11 protein-coding genes and 1 pseudogene are annotated in these 16,807 nt (G+C 71.0%); 10 read left to right on the top strand and 2 right to left on the bottom strand.

Going from position 1 to position 16,807, the window contains the following annotated elements; translation table 11 throughout:
* Window positions 1-211 precede the first annotated feature (211 nt).
* From SCK26_RS10135 to SCK26_RS10090, 10 genes are all read left to right on the top strand, one after another.
* On the top strand, window positions 212-5,662 hold the full coding sequence (locus SCK26_RS10135) for a HAMP domain-containing protein (protein WP_318200954.1): 5,451 nt from the start codon (window positions 212-214) through the stop codon (window positions 5,660-5,662).
* 284 nt (window positions 5,663-5,946) lie between these two features.
* On the top strand, window positions 5,947-6,627 hold the full coding sequence (locus SCK26_RS10130) for a two-component system response regulator (protein WP_318200953.1): 681 nt from the start codon (window positions 5,947-5,949) through the stop codon (window positions 6,625-6,627).
* 122 nt (window positions 6,628-6,749) lie between these two features.
* Window positions 6,750-9,548, top strand: coding sequence for a DNA translocase FtsK (locus SCK26_RS10125; protein WP_318200952.1), 2,799 nt, complete (start codon window positions 6,750-6,752; stop codon window positions 9,546-9,548).
* A gap of 279 nt (window positions 9,549-9,827) precedes the next feature.
* On the top strand, window positions 9,828-10,670 hold the full coding sequence (locus SCK26_RS10120; protein ID WP_318200951.1) for a helix-turn-helix domain-containing protein: 843 nt from the start codon (window positions 9,828-9,830) through the stop codon (window positions 10,668-10,670).
* Between the two features lie 92 nt (window positions 10,671-10,762).
* Complete coding sequence (rimO, locus tag SCK26_RS10115; protein ID WP_318200950.1) at window positions 10,763-12,235, top strand: 30S ribosomal protein S12 methylthiotransferase RimO; 1,473 nt, start codon at window positions 10,763-10,765, stop codon at window positions 12,233-12,235.
* On the top strand, window positions 12,232-12,993 hold the full coding sequence (gene pgsA, locus SCK26_RS10110; RefSeq protein ID WP_318200949.1) for a CDP-diacylglycerol--glycerol-3-phosphate 3-phosphatidyltransferase: 762 nt from the start codon (window positions 12,232-12,234) through the stop codon (window positions 12,991-12,993). The genes rimO and pgsA overlap by 4 nt, the downstream gene beginning before the upstream one ends.
* Complete coding sequence (locus SCK26_RS10105; RefSeq protein ID WP_318200948.1) at window positions 12,990-13,535, top strand: CinA family protein; 546 nt, start codon at window positions 12,990-12,992, stop codon at window positions 13,533-13,535. Before pgsA ends, SCK26_RS10105 begins: the two co-directional genes overlap by 4 nt.
* Before the next feature lie 109 nt (window positions 13,536-13,644).
* Complete coding sequence (locus SCK26_RS10100; RefSeq protein ID WP_318200947.1) at window positions 13,645-14,010, top strand: helix-turn-helix domain-containing protein; 366 nt, start codon at window positions 13,645-13,647, stop codon at window positions 14,008-14,010.
* Window positions 14,011-14,204: 194 nt separating this feature from the next.
* Entirely contained in the window at window positions 14,205-14,675 is a 471-nt protein-coding gene (locus SCK26_RS10095) for a DNA starvation/stationary phase protection protein (RefSeq protein ID WP_318200946.1), read from the top strand.
* A 114-nt stretch (window positions 14,676-14,789) separates the two neighbouring features.
* Window positions 14,790-15,068 (top strand): hypothetical protein, encoded by a 279-nt coding sequence (locus SCK26_RS10090; protein ID WP_318200945.1) that lies wholly within the window; start codon window positions 14,790-14,792, stop codon window positions 15,066-15,068.
* Here SCK26_RS10090 and SCK26_RS10085 read toward each other — a convergent pair.
* Window positions 15,016-15,843 (bottom strand): annotated as a pseudogene (locus tag SCK26_RS10085) (SDR family NAD(P)-dependent oxidoreductase). The gene SCK26_RS10090 and the pseudogene SCK26_RS10085 overlap by 53 nt on opposite strands.
* A gap of 56 nt (window positions 15,844-15,899) precedes the next feature.
* Complete coding sequence (locus tag SCK26_RS10080) at window positions 15,900-16,751, bottom strand: Fpg/Nei family DNA glycosylase (RefSeq protein WP_318200944.1); 852 nt, start codon at window positions 16,749-16,751, stop codon at window positions 15,900-15,902.
* Window positions 16,752-16,807: the final 56 nt, after the last annotated feature.

Raw genomic sequence — 16,807 nt, 5'->3', positions numbered from 1 at the left:
TGAAACACTGGGCAAGCTTCTGACGAAGGTCTGACCGGGCCGCGTGTGCCGGGCGCACTACGGGCAACAGCCCCAGGTGTGGCCGGATCCCGTCCGGTGGACATACGCAGAAGTAACCGGTTCGTGGAAGCGCCCGGTATGCCGGTGACGGCACGCCGGGCCGAAGCGGCCGAGCACAGCAGTAACGGTCTACCCCTCCGGGAGGGACACAGTGGAGTCTGGCGCGGCGACGCGAGGCACGAAGACGCGCGCGAAAGGCGGACCGTCCCTGGGCAGGAGCGGCGGCACCACGACCGTGGACACGGCCGCGCTGAACCGGCTGCTGGCGGCCCTCGTGGCGATGCGGGACGGGAACTTCCGCAAGCGGCTGACGGTCTCCGGGGACGGCGTGATCTCGGAGATCGCGGCTGTCTTCAACGAGGTGGCCGACCGGAATCTGCATCTGACCGGTGAGCTGGCGCGGGTGCGGCGCATGGTGGGGCGTGAGGGAAAACTCACGGAACGGCTGGAGACGGCGGCCTGCGAGGGTTCCTGGGCCGCGGCCATCGAGCACTCCAACGCGCTGGTGGACGATCTGGTCTGGCCCGTCTCGGAGGTCGGCCGGGTGCTGACGGCGGTCGCCGAGGGTGACTTGTCGCCGCGGATGGAGCTGCGGACGCAGGCGCCGGACGGCGGGACGGGGCATCCGCTGCGCGGGGAGTTCCTGAAGGTCGGCCGTACCGTCAACAACCTGGTGGACCAGTTGTCGACGTTCACGGACGAGGTCACGCGCGTGGCCAGCGAGGTCGGTACCGAGGGCAAGCTCGGCGGGCAGGCCCGGGTGCGCGGGATGTCGGGTTCGTGGAAGGACCTGACCGAGTCCGTCAACACGATGGCGGACCGGCTGACCGCACAGGTGCGGGACATCGCCCTGGTGACGACGGCGGTCGCCAAGGGCGATCTGTCGCGCAAGGTGACCGTGCACGTGGCCGGCGAGATGCTGGAGCTGAAGAACACCGTCAACACGATGGTGGACCAGTTGTCGGCCTTCTCCTCCGAGGTCACGCGAGTGGCCCGGGAAGTGGGCACGGAGGGCATCCTCGGCGGCCGGGCGCAGGTGCCCGGGGTGGCCGGTGTGTGGAAGGAGCTGACCGACTCCGTCAACACGATGGCGGGCAACCTGACCGCGCAGGTCCGCGGGATCTCGCAGGTGACGACGGCCGTGGCCAGCGGTGACCTGTCGCAGAAGGTCACCGTTCCGGCGCGCGGCGAGGTGGCGCGGCTGGCCGAGACGATCAACCAGATGACCGAGACGCTGCGGATCTTCGCGGACGAGGTCACCCGGGTGGCGAACGAGGTCGGCGCGGAGGGGCGGCTCGGCGGGCAGGCGAACGTACCGGGTGCGGCGGGTACGTGGAAGGACCTGACGGACTCCGTCAACACGGTGTTCCGGAACCTGACGACGCAGGTGCGGGACATCGCGACGGTGACGACCGCCGTGGCCAACGGTGATCTGTCGCAGAAGGTCACCGTGGACGTGGCCGGCGAGATGCTGGAGCTGAAGAACACCGTCAACGGCATGGTGGACCAGCTGTCGTCGTTCGGCGCGGAGGTCACGCGGGTCGCGCGGGAGGTCGGTGTCGAGGGCGAGCTGGGCGGCCAGGCGCAGGTGCCGGGTGCGGCCGGTACGTGGAAGGACCTGACGGACTCCGTCAACACCGCGTTCCGCAACCTCACCGGTCAGGTGCGCAACATCGCCCAGGTGACGACGGCGGTGGCGAACGGTGATCTGTCGCAGAAGGTGACCGTGGACGTCTCGGGCGAGATGCTCCAGCTGAAGAACACCGTGAACACCATGGTGGACCAGCTGTCGAGCTTCGCCGACCAGGTCACGCGGATGGCCCGGGACGTGGGGACGGAGGGCCGCCTCGGCGGTCAGGCCCGGGTGGACGGCGTCTCGGGCACGTGGAAGGAGCTGACGGACTCCGTCAACTTCATGGCCGGCAACCTGACGTCACAGGTGCGGCAGATCGCGCAGGTGACGACGGCCGTGGCGCGCGGTGACCTGTCGCAGAAGATCGACGTCGACGCGCGCGGCGAGATCCTCGAGCTGAAGAACACGATCAACACGATGGTGGACCAGCTGTCGGCCTTCGCCGACCAGGTGACCCGGGTCGCGCGGGACGTGGGTACCGAGGGCCGGCTCGGCGGTCAGGCGCAGGTGCCCGGGGTCGCCGGTGTGTGGCGGGACCTGACCGACTCCGTGAACGGCATGGCGGGCAACCTGACGGCCCAGGTGCGCAACATCGCGCAGGTCGCCACCGCCGTGGCGCGCGGCGACCTCTCCCAGAAGATCACCGTGGACGCGCGCGGGGAGATCCTGGAGCTGAAGAACACGCTGAACACGATGGTGGACCAGCTGTCGTCGTTCGCGGACCAGGTCACGCGCGTGGCCCGGGAGGTGGGTACGGAGGGCATCCTGGGCGGTCAGGCCGAGGTGCAGGGGGTCTCCGGCACCTGGAAGGACCTCACGCAGTCCGTGAACTTCATGGCGAACAACCTGACGATCCAGGTGCGCAACATCGCCGAGGTCACGACGGCGGTCGCGAAGGGCGATCTGTCGAAGAAGATCACCGTGGACGCGAAGGGCGAGATCCTCGAACTCGTCACGACGGTCAACACGATGGTCGATCAGCTGTCCAGCTTCGCCGAGCAGGTGACCCGGGTGGCCCGTGAGGTGGGCACCGAGGGCATCCTGGGCGGCCAGGCGCACGTGCCGGGCGTCACGGGCATCTGGAAGGACCTCAGCAACAACGTCAACCTGATGGCCAACAACCTGACCATGCAGGTGCGCAACATCTCGCAGGTGGCCGCGGCCGTCGCCAACGGCGATCTGACCCGGCAGGTGACGATCGAGGCGCGCGGTGAGGTGGCGCAGCTCGCCGACACCATCAACACCATGGTGAAGACGCTGAGTTCGTTCGCCGACCAGGTCACCAAGGTGGCCCGCGAGGTGGGCACGGACGGCATCCTCGGTGGTCAGGCGCATGTGCCGGGGGTGGCCGGCACCTGGAAGGACCTCACCGAGTCGGTGAACCAGATGGCGTCCAACCTCACCGGTCAGGTGCGCAACATCGCCATGGTGACGACGGCCATCGCCAAGGGTGACCTGACGAAGAAGATCGACATCGACGCCCGCGGCGAGATCCTGGAGCTGAAGACGACGATCAACACGATGGTCGATCAGCTGTCCAGCTTCGCCGAGGAGGTCACCCGGGTGGCCCGCGAGGTGGGCACGGAGGGACAGCTGGGCGGCCAGGCGCGCGTGCGTGACGTGGACGGCACCTGGCGCGACCTGACCGAGTCCGTGAACGAGATGGCCGAGAACCTGACCCGGCAGGTGCGGGCCATCGCGCGCGTGGCGACCGCGGTGACGCGGGGTGACCTGAACCTGAAGATCGACGTGGACGCGGCCGGCGAGATCCAGGAGTTGCAGGACTACATCAACAAGATGATCGCCAACCTGCGCGACACCACGATCGCCAACAAGGAGCAGGACTGGCTCAAGGGCAACCTGGCCCGTATCTCCTCCCTCATGCAGGGCCGCCGTGACCTGGAGGACGTGGCCTCGCTGATCATGAGCGAGCTGACGCCGGTGGTGTCCGCGCAGCACGGCGCGTTCTTCCTGGCGATGCCGCTGATGGAGGGCAAGGGCGTCGGCAACGGCGAGGACGACTACGAACTGCGGATGCTGGGCTCGTACGGCTACTCGATGGGCTCCATGCCGACGTCGTTCCGGCCCGGTGAGGCGCTGATCGGCACGGCCGCCCAGGAGAAGCGCACGATCCTGGTGGACCGGGCGCCCAGCGGCTATCTGAAGATCTCCTCCGGGCTCGGGGAGGCGCCGCCCGCGCAGGTCATCGTGTTGCCGGTGCTGTTCGAGGGCAAGGTGCTCGGTGTGATCGAGCTGGCGTCCTTCACGCCGTTCACGCAGATCCAGAAGGACTTCCTGAACCAGATCGCCGAGATGATCGCGACCAGCGTCAACACCATCTCGGTCAACACCAAGACCGAGCAGCTGCTCAAGCAGTCGCAGGAGCTGACCGAGCAGCTGCGGGAGCGGTCGGCCGAGCTGGAGAACCGGCAGAAGGCGCTGCAGGCGTCCAACGCCGAACTGGAGGAGAAGGCCGAGCTGCTGGCCCGGCAGAACCGGGACATCGAGGTGAAGAACACCGAGATCGAGGAGGCCCGGCAGGTCCTGGAGGAGCGCGCCGAGCAGCTCGCGGTGTCGATGCGCTACAAGAGCGAGTTCCTCGCCAACATGTCGCACGAGCTGCGCACCCCGCTCAACTCGCTGCTGATCCTGGCGAAGCTGCTCGCCGACAACGCCGAGGGCAATCTCTCGCCGAAGCAGGTGGAGTTCGCCGAGACCATCCACGGCGCGGGCTCCGACCTGCTCCAGCTGATCAACGACATCCTGGACCTGTCGAAGGTCGAGGCGGGCAAGATGGACGTCTCGCCGACCCGGATCGCGCTGGTCCAGCTGGTGGACTATGTGGAGGCGACCTTCCGGCCGCTGACCGCGGAGAAGGGCCTGGACCTGTCCGTGCGGGTCTCGCCCGAGCTGCCGGCCACCCTGCACACCGACGAGCAGCGGTTGTTGCAGGTGCTGCGCAATCTGCTGTCCAACGCGGTGAAGTTCACCGACTCCGGCTCGGTGGAGCTGGTGATCCGGCCGGCCGGCGCGGGTGTGCCGGACTCGATCCGGGAGCAGTTGCTGGAGGCGGGTTCGCTGACCGACCCGGCCGGTGAGCTGATCGCGTTCTCGGTGACCGACACCGGCATCGGCATCGCGGCCAGCAAGATGCGGGTGATCTTCGAGGCGTTCAAGCAGGCGGACGGCACCACCAGCCGCAAGTACGGCGGTACCGGCCTCGGGCTGTCCATCTCGCGGGAGATCGCTCAGCTGCTCGGCGGGGAGATCCACGCGCAGAGCGAGCCCGGGCGCGGTTCGACGTTCACGCTCTATCTGCCGCTGCACATGAGCGAACTGCCGCCGCAGGGCTACCAGCAGTCCGCGCCCGCGCTGGAGGCCGGTGACCTGGTCGCCTCCGAGGCGCGCCTCTCCTCGGAGCTGTCCGCGGCGGAGATCGAGACGCCGGCCGAGGTGAAGTCGTACCGGGAGACGCAGAACGGCCCGGCCGCGCTCTTCCGGCGGCGGCGGCGCGCCCTGCCCGAGGAGACGCAGCGGGCCGAGCAGTGGACGGCCGTGCCGGAGCAGGAGCACTCCGCGCCCACGGTGCGGTTCGGTGGCGAGAAGGTGCTGATCGTCGATGACGACATCCGCAATGTGTTCGCGCTCACCAGCGTTCTGGAGCAGCACGGGCTGTCGGTGCTGTACGCCGAGAACGGCCGCGAGGGCATCGAGGTGCTGGAGCAGCACGACGACGTGGCGGTGGTGCTGATGGACATCATGATGCCCGAGATGGACGGGTACGCGACGACCACGGCGATCCGCAGGATGCCGCAGTTCGCGGGCCTGCCGATCATCGCGCTCACCGCGAAGGCGATGAAGGGCGACCGGGAGAAGGCGCTCCAGTCGGGCGCCTCCGACTATGTCACCAAGCCGGTCGACCCCGATCACTTGCTGTCGGTGATGAACCAGTGGATGCGGCCGGAGTGATGCCGGCCGGGCGGCACGGCCGGGCGCGCCGGGAACACCGGGGGAACCCGCGGCGCGCCCGGGGAGTTGCTGCATGATGAAGGGTGGTGACGCGGGGGAACCCTGGATTCCGGGAACCATCCGGGACCCCGCCGCGTTCTCGGTACGTGCACCGTGACATCGCGGTGACAGGGTGTGGTGACAGGCGGGGTGCGGCTACGATGACCGGCACAAGGACGGGCGGCGAAAGGGAGTCGTCCCCTGGGGCGGCGCCCGGTGTACCGCCGGGGCGAGGAGGGCGGGCCATGGTGCAGAAGGCCAAGATCCTCCTGGTCGATGACCGGCCGGAGAATCTGCTGGCGCTGGAGGCGATCCTCTCGGCGCTCGATCAGACGCTGGTGCGGGCATCGTCCGGGGAGGAAGCGCTCAAGGCACTGCTCACGGACGATTTCGCGGTCATCCTGCTGGATGTCCAGATGCCGGGCATGGACGGTTTCGAGACCGCCGCGCACATCAAGCGGCGGGAGCGGACGCGGGACATTCCGATCATCTTCCTGACGGCCATCAATCACGGCCCGCACCACACCTTCCGGGGTTACGCGGCGGGCGCGGTGGACTACATCTCCAAGCCGTTCGACCCGTGGGTGCTGCGGGCCAAGGTCTCGGTGTTCGTCGATCTGTACATGAAGAACTGCCAGCTGAGGGAGCAGGCGGCGCTGCTGCGGCTCCAGTTGGAGGGCGGCGGCAAGGGCGGGGTGGCCGGCAAGGAGTCGGCCGGGCTGCTCGCCGAGCTGTCCGCGCGGCTCGCGGCCGTCGAGGAGCAGGCGGAGGCGCTGTCCAAGCAGCTCGACGACGACTCCGCGGACGCGGCGGCGGTGGCCACGGCGGCTCATCTGGAGCGCAAACTCACCGGTTTGCGCCGTGCCCTGGACGCACTGGAGCCGGGCACGGGCGGCAGCGGCGCCCCGGTGCCCTCGCAGAACTGATCCGGCCTGTCCCGGGGTTGCGCATGAGCGTGCGTCAGTTTCGCGCCTTGGCAGGCACGACACGAACGGGTGAAGCTGTGGGCACACGTGTCCGCTGTCGTCTCCCCCGGTAACCTCACACCATGGCCTCACGTCCCTCCGCAGCCAAGAAGCAGCCCGCCAAGAAGGCGGCGGCTCCCGCGAAGGCTCCGGCGAAGAAGGCCGTCGCGAAGAGGGCCCCGGCCAAGAAGGCACCCGCCAGGAAGGCCGTGGTCAGGAAGGCCGCGCCGCCGAGGCCGGCGCCCAGCCCCACGGGGGGCGTCTACCGCGTCCTGCGCGCCCTCTGGCTGGGCCTCGCGCACGCCGTCGGCGCCGTTTTCCGCGGCATAGGGCAGGGCGCGAAGAACCTCGACCCGGCCCACCGCAAGGACGGCGTCGCGCTGCTGCTGCTCGGCATCGCGCTGATCGTCGCCGCGGGCACCTGGGCGGACCTGCGCGGGCCCGTCGGCGATCTGGTGGAGATGCTGGTCACCGGCGCCTTCGGCCGGCTCGACCTGCTGGTGCCGATACTGCTCGCGGTGATCGCCGTACGGTTCATCCGGCACCCGGAGAAGCCGGAGGCCAACGGACGGATCGTGATCGGCCTGTCCGCGCTCGTCGTCGGCGTGCTCGGCCAGGTCCACATCGCCTGCGGCTCGCCCGCGCGCAGCGTCGGCATGCAGGGCATAAGGGACGCCGGCGGTCTCATCGGCTGGGCGGCGGCCACTCCGCTGACGTACGCCATGACCGAGGTGCTCGCCGTCCCCCTGCTGGTGCTGCTGACGATCTTCGGGCTGCTGGTGGTGACCGCGACCCCGGTCAACGCCATCCCGCAGCGGCTGCGGCGGCTCGGCGTGGTGCTGGGCCTGCTGCACGACCACGAGGCGGACCGGTTCGCCGCCGAGGAGGTCGGCTACGACGAGGAGTGGCGGGAGGCGGCGCCCGCGCGCCCGCGCAGGCGCTCCGGCGCCCCGCGGGCGTACGACCCGCAGGACGCCGAGGCCGTGGCCCTCGCGCAGCGCCGCGGGCGTCCCAGGCGCTCCGCCGTGCCCCAGCCGGATCCGCAGCGCCACCCGGACGCCGTGGACGTCGCCGCGGCGGCCGCCGCCGCGCTGGACGGTGCCGTGCTGCACGGGATGCCGCCCTCCCCGGTGGTCGCCGACCTCAGCCAGGGGGTGGGCGCGGGCGAGACCGAGGACACCGCCACGGTGCCCGCGCCGGTGCCCGCCGCCCGGCCGAAGCAGGAGAAGGCCCGGCCCGCGGCCGTACCCGACCCGGCCAAGGCCGTCCCCGACCTGACCAAGGCCGTCCCCGACCTCACCAGGGCCGTACCCGACCTCACCAAGGCCGTACCCGACCTGACCAAGAAGGCCCCCGAGGCGCCCCGCGACCTGCCCGCGCGCGCGGAGCAGCTCCAGCTGTCCGGGGACATCACCTACGCGCTGCCCTCCCTGGACCTGCTGACGCGCGGCGGCCCCGGCAAGGCGCGCAGCGCCGCCAACGACGCGGTCGTCGCCTCGCTCACCCAGGTCTTCACCGAGTTCAAGGTCGACGCGGCCGTCACCGGCTTCACCCGCGGCCCGACGGTCACCCGCTACGAGGTGGAGCTGGGCCCCGCCGTGAAGGTCGAGCGGATCACCGCGCTGACCAAGAACATCGCGTACGCGGTGGCCAGCCCGGACGTGCGGATCATCAGCCCCATCCCGGGCAAGTCCGCGGTGGGCATCGAGATCCCCAACACCGACCGGGAGATGGTCAACCTCGGCGACGTGCTGCGCCTCGCGGAGTCCGCCGAGGACGACGACCCGATGCTGGTCGCCTTCGGCAAGGACGTCGAGGGCGGGTACGTCATGCACTCGCTGGCGAAGATGCCGCACATGCTGGTCGCCGGCGCCACCGGCTCCGGCAAGTCGTCCTGCATCAACTGCCTGATCACCTCGGTGATGATGCGGGCGACCCCGGAGGACGTCCGGATGATCCTGGTCGACCCCAAGCGCGTCGAGCTGACCGCCTACGAGGGCATCCCGCACCTGATCACGCCGATCATCACCAACCCCAAGCGGGCCGCCGAGGCGCTGCAGTGGGTGGTCCGCGAGATGGACCTCAGGTACGACGACCTGGCCGCCTACGGCTACCGGCACATCGACGACTTCAACCGCGCGGTGCGCGAGGGCAAGGTCGAGCCGCCGCCGGGCAGCGAGCGCGAGCTCCAGCCGTACCCGTACCTGCTGGTGATCGTGGACGAGCTGGCCGACCTGATGATGGTCGCCCCGCGTGACGTCGAGGACGCCATCGTGCGCATCACCCAGCTCGCGCGCGCGGCCGGCATCCACCTGGTCCTCGCCACCCAGCGTCCCTCGGTCGACGTGGTCACCGGCCTGATCAAGGCCAACGTGCCCTCCCGGCTGGCCTTCGCCACCTCCTCGCTGGCCGACTCGCGGGTCATCCTCGACCAGCCGGGCGCCGAGAAGCTGATCGGCAAGGGCGACGGCCTGTTCCTGCCGATGGGCGCGAACAAGCCGACCCGTATGCAGGGCGCGTTCGTGACCGAGGAGGAGGTCGCGGCCGTCGTCCGGCACTGCAAGGAGCAGATGGCGCCCGTCTTCCGGGACGACGTCACCGTGGGCACCAAGCAGAAGAAGGAGATCGACGAGGACATCGGCGACGACCTCGACCTGCTGTGCCAGGCCGCCGAGCTGGTGGTCTCCACCCAGTTCGGGTCGACGTCCATGCTCCAGCGCAAGCTGCGCGTCGGCTTCGCCAAGGCCGGGCGGCTGATGGACCTCATGGAGTCCCGCAACATCGTGGGCCCGAGCGAGGGCTCCAAGGCGCGGGACGTGCTGGTCAAGCCGGACGACCTGGACGGTGTGCTCGCGATGATCCGGGGAGAGACCGAGGGGTGACGCGCTCGGCCGTCCGGCCCAGCCCGGTTGCGCCGGGCGGCCCAGCGGCCGTGACCCACCCGTTAGGACGTACCAGGCAACCGTTCGGGTTTGTCGTACGTCCAGTTGAGCGAAAGGTCAGGTAGGGGCCTCGCCCTCGGGTACCTGCTTGTCCGACCATCGGCATGTCGTGCCATTCCGCTGGCGTACAAAGTCATACCGTCCGGTTGCCCCACCCTTTCGTCACCCCCCTAGACTGAGCTTCCAGCACAGGTGGCTACACGCTCGAAAGGCGCCCCCGTGTCCATCGGCAACTCCCCTGAAGACGAGCGTCCGTTCCAAGACGAGTCCCAGGAAGCCCGACCCTCCGTGGGCCGCGTCCTGAAGCAGGCGCGGATCGCGGCCGGGCTGACCGTGGACGACGTCAGCACCGCCACTCGTGTCCGTATCGCCATCGTGCACGCCATCGAGGCGGACGACTTCGCCCCCTGCGGCGGCGACGTGTACGCCCGTGGACACATCCGCACGCTGGCCAGGGCCGTCCACCTCGACCCCGAACCACTGATCGCCCAGTACGACGCCGAGCACGGCGGCCGTCCCGCGCCCACCCCCGCCGCGCCCCTGTTCGAGGCGGAGCGGATCCGGCCCGAGCGGCGCGGCCCGAACTGGACGGCGGCGATGGTCGCCGCCATCGTCGTCGTGATCGGGTTCGTCGGATTCACCGCGTTCAAGGGCGGCGACTCCGCCGGCGACTCCAAGTCCCAGGTCGCCGAGGGCAGCCCCTCCGGCACCGGCAAGAGCGCCCCGGCCCCGCCGAAGAAGGACCAGCGGGCCGCGCCCACCGTCGAGCCCTCCGACAGCGCCATCGCCGCCGCGCCCCAGGACAAGGTCACCGTCCAGGTCAGCGCGCCCAACGGACGCAGCTGGATCTCCGCCAAGGACCACAACGGCCGCATGCTCTTCGACGGACTGCTCAAGCGGGGCCAGTCCAAGACCTTCCAGGACAACTCCAAGATCAACCTGATCCTGGGCGACGCGGGCGCGATCGAGCTGTACGTCAACGGCAAGAAGATCGAGGACACCTTCCGGCCCGGCGCGGTGGAGCGTCTCACCTACACCAAGGGCGACCCCGTGGCCGGCTGACGGGCCGCGTCCCCGCGGATGTGACGGAGTCGGCCGGCCCCCGCCAACCCCGTCGACGTGGGCTGTCGGTGAGACAAAGTAGTCTTGAGCACATGCCTGAACGCCGTACCGTCGCACTCGTCACTCTCGGCTGCGCTCGTAACGAGGTGGATTCCGAGGAGCTCGCAGGCCGTCTGGAGGCGGACGGCTGGCAGCTCGTGGACGACGCCGCGGACGCCGACGTCGCCGTGGTCAACACCTGCGGCTTCGTGGAGGCCGCGAAGAAGGACTCCGTCGACGCCCTGCTGGAGGCCAACGACCTCAAGGGCCACGGGAGAACCCAGGCCGTCGTGGCGGTGGGCTGCATGGCCGAGCGGTACGGCAAGGAACTGGCCGAGGCGCTCCCCGAGGCCGACGGCGTGCTCGGCTTCGACGACTACACCGACATCTCCGACCGCCTGCAGACCATCCTCTCCGGCGGCATCCACGCCTCCCACACCCCGCGCGACCGGCGCAAGCTGCTGCCGATCAGCCCGGCCGAGCGACAGCAGTCGGCCACCTCCGTGGCGCTGCCCGGCCACGCCCCGGCCGACCTGCCGGAGGGCGTGGCCCCCGCCTCCGGGCCCCGCGCGCCGCTGCGCCGCCGCCTGGACGGCTCCCCCGTCGCCTCGGTCAAGCTCGCCTCGGGTTGCGACCGGCGCTGCTCCTTCTGCGCCATCCCCTCCTTCCGCGGCTCCTTCATCTCCCGCCGCCCCAGCGATGTCCTGAACGAGACCCGCTGGCTGGCCGAGCAGGGCGTGAAGGAGATCATGCTGGTCTCCGAGAACAACACCTCCTACGGCAAGGACCTGGGCGACATCCGCCTGCTGGAGTCCCTGCTGCCGGAGCTGGCCGCGGTCGACGGCATCGAGCGGGTCCGGGTGAGCTACCTCCAGCCGGCCGAGATGCGCCCCGGACTGATCGACGTCCTCACCTCCACGCCCAAGGTCGCCCCGTACTTCGACCTGTCCTTCCAGCACTCCGCGCCCGGCGTGCTGCGCGCCATGCGCCGCTTCGGCGACACCGACCGGTTCCTGGAGCTGCTGGACACCATCAGGAGCAAGGCCCCCGAGGCCGGCGTGCGCTCGAACTTCATCGTCGGCTTCCCCGGCGAGAGCGAGTCCGACCTGGCCGAACTGGAGCGCTTCCTGAACGGCGCCCGGCTGGACGCCATCGGCGTCTTCGGCTACTCCGACGAGGAGGGCACGGAAGCGGCGACGTACGAGAACAAGCTGGACGAGGACGTCGTCGCCGAGCGCCTGGCCCACATCTCCCGGCTGGCGGAGGAGCTGGTCTCGCAGCGTGCCGAGGAGCGCCTCGGCGAGACCGTGCGGGTCCTGGTGGAGTCGGTGGACGAGGAGGAGGGCGTCCACGGCCGTGCCGCGCACCAGGCGCCGGAGACCGACGGCCAGGTGCTGCTCACGAGCGGCGAGGGCCTGAGCGTCGGACGTATGGTCGAGGCGAAGGTGGTCGGCACGGAAGGTGTCGACCTGGTGGCCGAGCCGCTGGCCGGCTCACCCGCGTGGAGTGAGGAGGCGGGCAGATGACCGGAGTCCCGGCATCCGCCGCGGGCGGCTCCTCCGGCGCGCACCGCGCCCGGGGCACCGCCGGCGCTGCCGACGACGCCCGGTCCGAGGCCTCCGGTTCCGCTTCTGGTTCCGCCGACGAAGGCGGCAGGCCCGCCCGCGGCGGCAAGATCACGGCCGCGGCCGTCAACCAGGCCAGCGTCTGGAACGTCGCCAATCTGCTGACCATGCTCCGGCTGCTCCTGGTGCCCGGCTTCGTGGCGCTGATGCTGGCGGACGGCGGCTATGACCCGGCCTGGCGCTCGCTGGCCTGGGCCGCGTTCGCCATCGCCATGATCACCGACCTGTTCGACGGTCATCTGGCGCGGACGTACAACCTGGTCACCGACTTCGGGAAGATCGCCGACCCCATCGCCGACAAGGCGATCATGGGCGCGGCGCTCATCTGCCTGTCGGCGCTGGGCGACCTGCCCTGGTGGGTGACGGCCGTGATCCTCGGCCGGGAACTCGGCATCACGCTGCTGCGTTTTCTGGTCATTCGCTACGGCGTGATCCCCGCCAGCCGCGGCGGCAAGCTGAAGACCCTCACCCAGGGCGTGGCCGTCGGCATGTACGTCCTGGCGCTGACGGGATGGCTGGCCACCCTGAGGTTCTGGGTGATGGCCGCGGCGGTCGTCCTCACGGTCGTGACGGGCCTCGACTACGTAAGACAAGCCATTGTCCTGCGCCGGCAGGGAATCGCCGAGCGCGCGGCGGCGTTGGAGGAGAAGGAAGCGTGAGTTCCCAGGCCACCGAACTGGTGCGACTACTGACCGTGAGGGGCGAGACCCTTGCCGTCGCCGAGTCGCTGACCGGGGGCCTGGTGGCGGCGGAGATCACCGGGGTGCCCGGGGCCTCCCGGGTGTTCCGGGGCTCGGTCACCGCCTACGCCACCGAGCTGAAGCACGGCCTGCTCGGTGTCGACGACACTCTGCTGGCCCAGCGCGGTGCGGTGGATCCGCAGGTCGCGGGCGAGATGGCGGCCGGAGTCCGCAAGCTCCTCGGTGCCGACTGGGGCATCGCGACCACCGGAGTGGCCGGCCCCGATCCGCAGGACGGCAAGCCCGTCGGGACGGTTTTCGTGGCCGTGGACGGCCCCACCACCGGCCGGTCCGGTTCTGCCGGTGGCGGAAAAGTCCGGGTGCTGCGGTTGAACGGCAGCCGTGCGGAAATTCGTATGGAGAGTGTACGGAGCGTACTCGCAGTGCTCCTGGAGCAGCTTGCGGGCGAACAGACTGGGAATGAGCGGGCACAGGATACGGAACGGAACGGGGGGTTTTGATGTTTGCAGCCCTGAGTGAACACGACATCGCTCCCCGCACGGCCGCGGCGCAAGGCGGTACGGTGGGGCGAGAAGGATGCGGCTACGCGGTCCGAGGAGGGAGCCACCGATGATTCTGCTCCGTCGCCTGCTGGGTGACGTGCTGCGTCGGCAGCGCCAACGCCAGGGCCGTACTCTGCGCGAAGTCTCCTCGTCCGCCCGAGTCTCACTCGGCTATCTCTCCGAGGTGGAGCGGGGGCAGAAGGAGGCTTCCTCCGAACTGCTCGCCGCCATCTGCGACGCGCTGGACGTACGGATGTCGGAACTGATGCGGGAAGTGAGCGACGAACTGGCGCTCGCCGAACTGGCCCAGTCCGCCCGGGCCACCGAGCCCGTGCCCACGCCGGTCCGCCCGATGCTGGGCTCCGTGTCGGTGGCCGGTGTGCCACCGGAACGGGTCACCATCAAGGCGCCCGCGGACGTGGTCGCCGCGTGAGGTCCGCGCGCGCGGCCTGACGCCCCTGAACGAACGAAGCCCCGGCAGGGCTCGCCCAGGTCTTCCTGGACGGCCGGCCGGGGCTTCTCGTCCATCGGATGCGGTGTTTGTGGCGAGAGATCCCGTTTGCCGGGTGTGTTCGGTGCGGTCATCGTGAGAGGGATATGACGGCGCCGAAGTACCGGAGGAAACGGATGTACGTCGTGAAGAGCCCGTTGGCCGACGCGGACCTGAAGACCGTGGCCGAGGCGCTCCAGGGTGCCCTCGTGGACCTGCTGGACCTCTCGCTGACCGGCAAGCAGATCCACTGGAACGTCGTCGGCCCCCGGTTCCGCTCCGTCCACCTCCAGCTGGACGAGGTCGTCGCCTCCGCCCGCGCCCACTCCGACACGGTCGCCGAGCGGGCGTCGGCGCTGGGCATACCGCCCGACGGGCGCGCCGCCACGGTGGCCTCCGGCAGCGGCATCAAGACGGCTCCGGCGGGCTGGATCAAGGACACGGACGCGGTCGCGGCGATGGTGGACGCGCTGGGCTCGGTGATCACCCGGATGCGGGAGCGGGTGACCGCGACCGAGGCGCCCGACCCCGTCACCCAGGACCTCCTCATCGCGATCACCGCGGATCTGGAGAAGCACCACTGGATGTTCCAGGCGGAGAACGCGTAGCCGGGGCGGCCGGACACTCCACGGTGTGGTCCGGTGATGCATCGGTGAGCCCGTGGTGCGCCTCCCGCGCGGGGCGGGCGAGGGTCTAGCGTCCGGCTGGAGGTGATGGCGGGCATGGCGGGACGCATAGTGCGCTGGGGGGCCGCGCTCGGGCTCGGGGCGCTGTGGTGGTGGGCCGCGCTGCGGCTGACCCTGGGACAGGGCTCGGGCGTGCTGGAGGGAGCCGTCGTGGCCGGCGGCTGGGGGCTGAGCCTGCTGCCCGTGCACTGCGCGCCCAAGGCGCGCGCGGCCGGGGCCGTGCCGACGGGGTGCTGGGGGGCCGCCTGGCGGGCCGGGGACGTCACCAGGACATCGCGACACCCTCGTTCGGGCGAAGTGTCCGGCCCGTCGTGAACGCCGACGCGTCGAGACCAGGTGCTGCACCGCCTGGGCGACGTCGTCCGGCTCGCCGGCCCGGTCCGGCGGTGTCATCCGGGTCGTCACGGCCTCGGTGTGCGCCCGGGGCGCGCGGCCGTGGCGGGCGGTCACCGGGACGCGGGTCCACTCCGGCGTGACCCTGGTGACCCGGAAGCCGTGCGGGCCCGTCTCGCCGGCCGGCGTCCTGGGCGGCTGCACCACGGCCGCCTTGGCCGCGCCGTAGCGGAGCGGCCCGGCGCCGCCGGTGCCGGCCGAGCCGGAGGCCATGGCGACGCCGCCGCGAGTCCTGTGGGCCGCCGCCGGGCGGCCTACAGCACGTCCTTGACGTCGACGTCCGGTCCGGGGCCGCGGGGCGGGTGCCCGGGGCCGGGCCGCTGCGCATGATGCCGGCGATGGCGGCGAGCACGTCCGGCCGGTCGCAGGAGCGGACCGCCCCGGCGAGCCCGTGCCGGTCGGTGACGTCGAGGACGTGGACCCGGGCCGCGCCGCCGCGGTCACCGATCGGCGCGGCGCTCGCGCGGCGACTCGCGGGTGGCGGGCCCGTCGTCGGTGCCGGTGGCGCGGCGCGTCTGGACGGTCCGGCTGTCCGCGGTCCCATCAGGCTCAGCGTGCCGTCCAGGCCGTCCGCTTCCCGGTCGGCACAGCGCACCGTCGCGCCCGCCTCGGCGAGCGGCACGGCGCAGGCCCGGCCGGTGCCGCCGGAGGTATCGGTGACGAAGGCGGTGGGTCCACCGAGGTCGTAGGCGCTCAGGGCCGTGACGGGGACGGTGCGAACGTGGCTGACGGATCGTCAAATGCCGGGACGGCTCAGGGGGTGCGAGGGCGGCGGGGGTACTTCTCCCGCCAGCGCTGCGGGGAGCCGGGTGCCGGGGCGGGGCCCGGCTGGCAGGTGGGGCACCAGTAGGTGGGGCGGTCCTGGGAGCCGTCGCCCTGGTCGGCCACGCGGACGGAGGTGTGGCAGCGCAGGCAGGGCCGGGGTGCGCGGCCGTAGACGAACAGGTCGTGCCGGTGCACGCCGGTGGTCTGCCGGACCGGACGGTCGCGGTTGGCCTCCAGGAGCCGCTGGGCCAGGGCGGGCAGCTTCTCGGCGCGGTCGGCGGGGAGCGCGCCGACGGGCAGCCACGGGGTCACGCCGAGCAGGAAGCACAGCTCGCTCTTGTAGACGTTGCCGATGCCCGCCAGATTGCGCTGGTCCAGCAGGGCCTCGCCGAGCGGCCGGGCGGGGTCCGCCAGGAGGTTGGCCAGGGCACGCTCGGGGTCCCAGTCCGGGCCGAGCAGATCGGGGCCGAGGTGGCCGACGACCCGCTCCTCGTCGGCCGTGCGCAGCAGCTCCAGGACCTGGAGACGGTAGCCGATGGCCGCGCGGTCGGCGGTGGACAGGACGGCGCGGATCTGGTGGGCCGGTCCGCCCCGCCAGCGCTCGCCCGTGCCGTACACCTTCCACGCGCCTTCCATGCGCAGATGGGTGTGCAGGGTCAGGCCGCCCTCGAAGCGGGTCAGCAGGTGCTTGCCGCGCGGGATGGTGTTCAGCACCGCTCGGCCGGCCAGGTCGACCGTCGCGTACTTGGGCACGCGGAAGTCGCTGCGGGTCAGCGCCTTGCCCGCGAGGGCCTCGTGCAGCCGCCGCGCGGCCTGCCAGACCGTGTCACCTTCGGGCATGCCTCCAGCGTGCCACGTGGGCGGGGGCGTGCGGGCCGGTGCCGGAAGCCCGGGCG

It is taken from the genome of Streptomyces sp. SCL15-4 (assembly GCF_033366695.1).
Taxonomy (GTDB): Bacteria; Actinomycetota; Actinomycetes; order Streptomycetales; family Streptomycetaceae; genus Streptomyces.
The sequence above is the reverse complement of the archived record's forward strand: the minus strand, read 5'-3'. Positions and strand labels throughout refer to the sequence as shown.

Excerpts from the sequence above, each read along its gene's own strand:
- SCK26_RS10130 (WP_318200953.1), top strand. The coding sequence starts at position 5,947 with ATGGTGCAGAAGGCCAAGATCCTCCTGGTCGATGACCGGCCGGAGAAT.
- SCK26_RS10125 (WP_318200952.1), top strand. The coding sequence starts at position 6,750 with ATGGCCTCACGTCCCTCCGCAGCCAAGAAGCAGCCCGCCAAGAAGGCG.
- rimO (WP_318200950.1), top strand. The coding sequence starts at position 10,763 with ATGCCTGAACGCCGTACCGTCGCACTCGTCACTCTCGGCTGCGCTCGT.
- pgsA (WP_318200949.1), top strand. The coding sequence starts at position 12,232 with ATGACCGGAGTCCCGGCATCCGCCGCGGGCGGCTCCTCCGGCGCGCAC.
- SCK26_RS10100 (WP_318200947.1), top strand. The coding sequence starts at position 13,645 with ATGATTCTGCTCCGTCGCCTGCTGGGTGACGTGCTGCGTCGGCAGCGC.
- SCK26_RS10095 (WP_318200946.1), top strand. The coding sequence starts at position 14,205 with ATGTACGTCGTGAAGAGCCCGTTGGCCGACGCGGACCTGAAGACCGTG.
- SCK26_RS10090 (WP_318200945.1), top strand. The coding sequence starts at position 14,790 with ATGGCGGGACGCATAGTGCGCTGGGGGGCCGCGCTCGGGCTCGGGGCG.
- SCK26_RS10080 (WP_318200944.1), bottom strand. The coding sequence starts at position 16,751 with ATGCCCGAAGGTGACACGGTCTGGCAGGCCGCGCGGCGGCTGCACGAG.